The organism is Glycomyces dulcitolivorans (genome assembly GCF_003265355.1).
GTDB classification, from domain to species: domain Bacteria; phylum Actinomycetota; class Actinomycetes; order Mycobacteriales; family Micromonosporaceae; genus Glycomyces; species Glycomyces dulcitolivorans.
This window is the reverse complement of record NZ_QFRW01000196.1, coordinates 1-6,182: the sequence shown is the minus strand read 5'-3', so window position 1 is coordinate 6,182 and position 6,182 is coordinate 1. Positions and strand designations below refer to the sequence as shown.

Here is a 6,182-nt window from a genome sequence, read left to right as displayed (position 1 = left end):
GGGCGCGCCGCGCCCGCGGCCGGGCTTCGCTCTAGCGCCCCCGGCACCTCCACACCGACTCCCGGGTCCACCGGAGAGTCGACTGAGGACGGTCAGGAGCCGCTGCGCGGCTCGGCGAGGAGGTCGGCCGTGATCTCCAGGTGCATCGTCGGAAGCGACTCCTCGACGGCGACGGACATCATCGCCTCGCCCTCGTCGTCCTCGTGCGAGCACCGGTCGCGGGTCTCCTTGTCGGGCCAGCGCGCGTACGCCATCCAGACGCCGTCCGCCGAGCGGTGCAGGCGCGATCCGTAACTGCCGCAAGCCTGGTGCATCGCGAGGGTGACCCGCGACCAGCCCTCCACGAACATGTCCTCGTAGCCGGGGCGGATGCGCCACCGGTAGACGACCGCGTATCCGCCCTCGTTCTGCGGCAATTCCGTCGCTGCCATGATCACGCCCCTCTGATGCTTCAACGTTGAGACAAATTATGGACAGTGGACTGCCTCGATGTAAAGCAACTCAACGTTGAAATATCCGAGAGCCGCGCCACCCTCAGTTCGCCGAGCCCCCCTCGTACGGCTCCAGCAGCACCGACAGGTGCCCGATCAACAGCGCCCGGTCGGCCTCGGTCAGCTTCGCCACGAACGCCTCCTGGTTGGCCGCGTGCAGCGGGTACACCTCGTCGATGACCGACATCCCCTTGGCCGTCAACCGGATCCGCACCACTCGCCGGTCCTCGGTGTCCCTGACCCGCTCGACCAGGCCCTTGGCCTCCATCCGGTCGACCCGGTTCGTGATCGCCCCGGAGGTCACCAGCGCCGTCCGCATGAACTCCGTGGCCGTCAGCTCGTGCGGGGCCTCGGTGCGCCGCAGCGTGCACAGCACGTCGAACTCGCCGGGCTGGAGCCCGTGGTCGGCCATGAACCGCCTGATCTCCGCGTCCCAGAACCGCGACAACCGCATCAACCGGGCCACCAACCGGATCGGCCCCGGATCGACTTCCGGGCGTATGCGCCGCCACTGCTCGACAACTCTATCCACACTCTGCGACATGCCCACCCCATGCTGAGTCTTGTAAGGCCGAACCCTACCGCTCGAAACCGCGCGCGAAGAAGAGGCTTCCTCAAGGATGGGATCACGGCCGCCGACCGGCGGGATACCGGCGGGATCGCGGGCCGAACCGGAACGCCCGCAGTCGAACCGCAGGTCGGAGGCTCCCACCCGTCGCCGGCGAGAGGCACTGCGCCGCTAGGGTCCTCGGCATGGCAGCTCCCAAGATCGAGACGTTCGGCAACGGCACCCCCTACGTCCGGGCCGGCGGCTGGGCGGGCTTCTTCGCCTGGCTCGTGGACGGCGCGGTGTTCGTCCTCGGCTTCGCCGCCGGCATCGTCGCCCTCTCCCTGGCCGACCGCTCGCTGGGCCTCGGCGGCGGCGTGATCGCCTTGGGGGCGCTCGCACTCCTGTTCGTCGTGCCGCTGCTGTACGGCCTGTGCTACCGCAACGGCCGCGCCCTCGGTGCACTGTGGACCGGCACCCGCCTGGTCCGCGTCAGCGACGGCGGCCGCATCGGCGCGAAGGGCCCCTGGGCCATGCTCGTCCGCACGGTGTTCCTGCCCGCGGTCATCATCGGCGCCCTGACCGGCGGCGGCACCGCCCCGGGAAGCCTCCAGCGCATCAGCATCGACGTCAAGCGAACCCGCCGCCTCCACGCCGAACGCCAAGCCGCCCCGCGCTGAACGTGCGGCGACGGAGGCCTCCCGCCGTGGCGGCGGGAGGCCTCGTTCATCGCTGGCAGCAGTGGGACGTGTCGGCTACTCCACCAGCGCGAGGACCGGCTTGAACACGATCGCGTCCTCCGGGAAGTGCTCGGCCGCATAGGTCTCCAGCTCGGCGCTCACCAGGAGCGTGTCGATGATCGCGACGCCGTGCCCGTCGTCGGGGAGGTGGCCGAAGACCAGTTGCGGGAACTGCTCCTGAAGCTCGGTCGCGGCCGCCTCGATCTCCTCGGGGCTCAGGCCCTCGGCCGGGTCGGGGACGTCGTCCGTGCCGCCGATCTCCTCGGTCGCCTCGGGGGTCTCGGGGTCCTCGGTGACCGTGAACGCCTTGCCGTCGAAGGTCCCGGTGACGATGTAACTTCCCCAGCGAACGCCGCTGGCCTCCTCGTGCTCGACGGCGCCCCAGTCCCAGCCGGTGACGGGGAGGCCCTCGCACTGCGGGGGATATGAGTCCATGACCATCACACACAGCTCGGCGCTGTCGCGTTCGGTCCCCTGGAAGACGATGATCGACCCCTCGTAGACCCGGTCCTCCTGGGCGGGGACCGCCTCGTCGCCGGTGCCCGCCGAGTCGGTGCCCTGCCCGCACGCGGCCAGCGTGAGCAGGGCCGCGACCGGGAGGAGCTGCTGCAATTTCCCGTATCCGTTCATGAGGGTCCGACGCCGCGGCAGCGCCCGCGGTTCCCTTCCTAGGGCCGGAACGCCTCCAGCGCGGTCGGGTCGGCCAGCGAGCCGCGCGCCACCGCCTGGTCGACCGGGACGCCTTGGAGGATGCGCTTGACCGGGACCTCGACCTTCTTGCCGGTGACCGTGCGCGGGATCTTCGGGACCGGGACGACCGCGTCGGGCAGGTGCCGCGGGGACAGCTCGGTGCGGATCGCGGTGCGGATCGCGGCCTCCAGCGCCTCGTCGAACCCGGGCGCCTCGACGAACACCAGCAGCCGGTCCTCCTCGTCGAGGTGCACCACGAGCGAGTCGGCGACGCCCGGGACGGCCTCGACCACGCTGTAGAACTCCGCGGTGCCCATCCGGACCCCGCCGCGGTTGAGCGTCGCGTCGCTTCGCCCGGAGATGACCGCCGAGCCGCGGTCGGTGATCGTGATCCAGTCGCCGTGCCGCCAGATCCCGGGGTACCGGTCGAAGTAGGTGTCCCGGTAGCGCTTGCGGTCCTCGTCGCCCCACAGCCCCACCGGCATCGACGGCATCGGCGTGGCGATCACGAGTTCGCCCTCGCGGCCGATCCCGCTGCGCCCGTTCGGGTCGAAGGACTGCACGTCCGCGCCGAGGCACCGGCACGACAGCTCGCCGCGCCACACCGGCACCGTCGGCGCGCCCCCGATGAACCCCGTGCACAGGTCCGTGCCGCCCGAGAGCGACTGGAGCTGCGCGGTAGCCGAGACCGACTCGTGCACGTAGTCGAAGCCCGCCGGCGGCAGCGGCGCGCCGGTCGAGCCGATGCCGCGCAGGCGCGACAGGTCGGCGACCTCCTTCGGCACGATCCCGCGGTCGCGGCAGGCCATGAGGAACGGGGCGCTGGTCCCGAAGTACGTCGCGCCCGACTCCTCCGCCAGCCGCCACAGCCCCACCGGGTCCGGGGCGCCGTCGAAGGTGACGACCGCGGCCCCGACCAGCGGCGCCGAGGCCAGGTAGTTCCACATCATCCAGCCGGTGGTCGAGTACCAGAAGAACCGGTCGCCGGGGCCGAGGTCATGATGGAGGCCGTGCATCTTCGCGTGTTCGAGCGCGATGCCGCCGTGACCGTGGACGATCGCCTTCGGCAGGCCCGTCGTCCCCGACGAGTACAGGATGTAGAGGGGATGGTCGAACGGCACCGGCTCGAACGCGAGGTCGCCGTCCCGCCCGAAGCCCTCCCACCGCTCGCCGACCGCGAAGCCCTCGTCCAGGTACCCGAACGTGACCACGGCCCGCGGCTTCAGTGCGTCCACGACCTGGGCGATCTCGCGGTCGCGGCGGATCGTCTTGGCGCCGTAGCGGTATCCGTCGGTCACGAACAGGACGGCCGGCTCGATCTGCGCGAGCCGGTCGACCACCGCCCGCGCCCCGAACTCGGGCGCGCACGAGGAGAACACCGCCCCGATCGAGGCCGCGGCCAGCATGAGCGCGTACGTCTCGGGCACGTTCGGCATCCACGCCGCGACCCGGTCCCCGCGCCCGACCCCGGCCGCGAGCAGCCCCGCGCGCAGGCGTGCGACGGCCGCACGCAGCTCTTCGAGGGTCCACTCGACCGGTGCGCGCGTGTCCGAGTAGCCCTTGACCGCGACGTCACCCGCGCCCATCCCGGGCGCGGCGAGCACCGCCTGCGCGTAGTTCAGCCGCTCATCGGGGAACCACACCGCGCCGGGCATCGACGCCGACGCCAGCACCCGGTCCTTCGGGACCGGCCCGCCGAGCCCGAAGTGCTCCCAGACCGCGCCCCAGAACAGGCCGGGCCGCTCCACCGAGCACCGCCACAGGTCCCGGTACGCGGACAGGTCCGCGCCCGCCCGCTCCGACAGCATCCGCCCGAACGCCCCGATGTTGGCCGTCTCGCCCGCCTCGGGCCCGGGCCGCCACAGCACCTCGCCGGTCACGCACTCGCCTCCTCCGGCGCGACCGCCGTCGGTCCGCGCCACGGCAAGTGTTCCCCACCGGTTCCCGTTCCGCAGTGGCGAGCGCCCACACAAGGCCGGCCGAAACTGTGGGAGTCCGAACCATGGCATCACGGACGTCCCAGATACTAGGATCGGCGCCATGGACAGTGTTGTCATCCTCGCCGCCGCACGCACCCCGATCGGGCGCTTCGGCGGCGCCTTCGCCGACGTCCCCGCCACCGACCTCGGCGGCGCCGCCATCGCGGCCGCCCTCGAACGGTCCGGCGTCGCCCCCGACCGCGTGGGCCAGGTGATCCTCGGCCATGTGCTCCCGGCCGGATGCGGGCAGAACCCGGCCCGCCAGGCCGCCGTCGCCGCCGGCGTCCCCATGTCGGTGCCGAGCCTGTCGGTCAACAAGGTCTGCCTCTCCGGGCTCACGGCCGTCGGCATCGCCGACCGGTTCCTGCGCGCCGGCGACTTCGAGTTCGTCGTCGCCGGAGGCATGGAGTCGATGACCCGCGCCCCGCACCTGCTCCCGCTCTCGCGCCGCGGCTTCAAGTACGGCGACGTCACGATGCTCGACCACGCCGCCTTCGACGGCCTCACCGACGCCTACGACGGCGTCTCCATGGGCGAGTCCACCGAGCACCACGCCCGCGCCCTCGGCCTCACCCGCGCCGAGCAGGACGCGTTCGCGCTCACCTCGCAGCTCAAGGCCGCCAAGGGAACCGAAGGCCGCTCCGGCGAGATCACCCCCGTCGCGACCCGAAAAGGCACCGTCGACGCCGACGAGAGCCCCCGCCCCGAGACCACACTGGACGGACTCGCGGGCCTGCGCTCGGCGTTCACCGCCGACGGCACCCTGACCGCCGGGAACTCCTCGCCGATGAACGACGGCGCCGTCGCCCTCGTGCTGACCACCCGCTCGACCGCCGAGCGCCTCGGCCTCGACTGGGAGGCCGAGATCCTCTCGTACGCGAGCGTCGCGGGCCCGGACAACTCGCTCCTGCACCAGCCCGCCCGCGCCATCGAGGCGGCCGCCGCGCTGGCCGGGGTCGCGGTCGGCGACCTGGAGACCGTCGAGATCAACGAGGCGTTCGCCGCCGTGGCCCTCGCCTCGATCCGCGAGCTGGGGATCGACCCCGAGCGCGTCAACCGCGACGGCGGCGCGATCGCGCTCGGCCACCCGCTCGGCGCCAGCGGCGCCCGGCTCGTGCAGACCCTGTCCCGCCAGCTCCCCAGCGGCGCCGTCGGCGCGGCCGGGCTGTGCGGCGGCGGCGGTCAAGGGGACGCGATCGTCCTGCGCGCCAGGTAGGTTCAGCGGCCGGGTCGCGAGAGCCGGTGCACCCGCAGCGCCAGCTGGACCTCCAGCGACCGCGCGGGGGAGTTCCAGTCGCGGCCGAGGATCTGCGCGACCCGGTCGAGCCGCTGCGAGACGGTGTTGACGTGGACGTTCAAGGCGGCCTTGGTCTTCGCCAGGTGCCCGCCCGCGGCGTAGTACGCCTCCAGGGTCCCGACCAGGTCCGTGCCTCGCTTGGCGTCGTAGTCGAGGAGGGGCCCGACGGTGCGCTGCACGAACGCGTCCGTCCCGGACTCTCCCAAGAGGACGCCGATGAAGCCGAGCTGCTCCATGCACGCGCCTTCGCCCTTGCGGCCCAACGTGAGCATGGCCTCGGTGCACCTGACGGCCTCGGCGTACGCCTCCGGCAGCCGCTCGGGGTCGGCCACGTGCGCCGAGGCGCCCACGGTCACCGGCTGCCCGGCGACGCGCCCGAACGCGGCCGCGAGCTTCGCGGCCCGCTCCCCGGGGTCGGCGGCCGGCAGCAGCAGGACC

General features: G+C 72.6%; 7 protein-coding genes. 2 read left to right on the top strand and 5 right to left on the bottom strand.

The genetic code is table 11. The annotated features are described in order from the left end of the window. Window positions 1–92 precede the first annotated feature (92 nt). Together DI269_RS14245 and DI269_RS14240 are read right to left on the bottom strand one after the other, a co-directional pair. The gene (locus DI269_RS14245) at window positions 93–431 is read right to left on the bottom strand and encodes a hypothetical protein (RefSeq protein ID WP_112136919.1); all 339 of its coding nucleotides are present in this window, start codon (window positions 429–431) and stop codon (window positions 93–95) included. A 103-nt stretch (window positions 432–534) separates the two neighbouring features. Beyond that, window positions 535–957, bottom strand: coding sequence for a MarR family winged helix-turn-helix transcriptional regulator (locus tag DI269_RS14240; RefSeq protein ID WP_198667435.1), 423 nt, complete (start codon window positions 955–957; stop codon window positions 535–537). 287 nt (window positions 958–1,244) lie between these two features. Between DI269_RS14240 and DI269_RS14235 the strand changes: the two genes are divergently transcribed. Beyond that, on the top strand, window positions 1,245–1,718 hold the full coding sequence (locus DI269_RS14235; RefSeq protein WP_112136915.1) for an RDD family protein: 474 nt from the start codon (window positions 1,245–1,247) through the stop codon (window positions 1,716–1,718). A gap of 75 nt (window positions 1,719–1,793) precedes the next feature. Here the strand turns inward: DI269_RS14235 and DI269_RS14230 are convergent, their stop codons facing one another. Next, window positions 1,794–2,390 (bottom strand): hypothetical protein, encoded by a 597-nt coding sequence (locus DI269_RS14230; protein ID WP_157974985.1) that lies wholly within the window; start codon window positions 2,388–2,390, stop codon window positions 1,794–1,796. Window positions 2,391–2,446: 56 nt separating this feature from the next. Then, window positions 2,447–4,348, bottom strand: coding sequence for an acetoacetate--CoA ligase (locus tag DI269_RS14225; RefSeq protein WP_232822751.1), 1,902 nt, complete (start codon window positions 4,346–4,348; stop codon window positions 2,447–2,449). Between the two features lie 160 nt (window positions 4,349–4,508). Here DI269_RS14225 and DI269_RS14220 point away from each other — a divergent pair, with 160 nt between their 5' ends. Next, the gene (locus tag DI269_RS14220; RefSeq protein WP_112136909.1) at window positions 4,509–5,663 is read left to right on the top strand and encodes an acetyl-CoA C-acyltransferase; all 1,155 of its coding nucleotides are present in this window, start codon (window positions 4,509–4,511) and stop codon (window positions 5,661–5,663) included. Between the two features lie 2 nt (window positions 5,664–5,665). Here the strand turns inward: DI269_RS14220 and DI269_RS14215 are convergent. Continuing rightward, the coding region (locus tag DI269_RS14215; RefSeq protein WP_198667434.1) for a PucR family transcriptional regulator at window positions 5,666–6,182 on the bottom strand (517 nt) is incomplete at its 5' end.

Coding starts and splice junctions, on each gene's coding strand:
- DI269_RS14245 (WP_112136919.1), bottom strand. CDS start 431: ATGGCAGCGACGGAATTGCCGCAGAACGAGGGCGGATACGCGGTCGTC.
- DI269_RS14220 (WP_112136909.1), top strand. CDS start 4,509: ATGGACAGTGTTGTCATCCTCGCCGCCGCACGCACCCCGATCGGGCGC.
- DI269_RS14235 (WP_112136915.1), top strand. CDS start 1,245: ATGGCAGCTCCCAAGATCGAGACGTTCGGCAACGGCACCCCCTACGTC.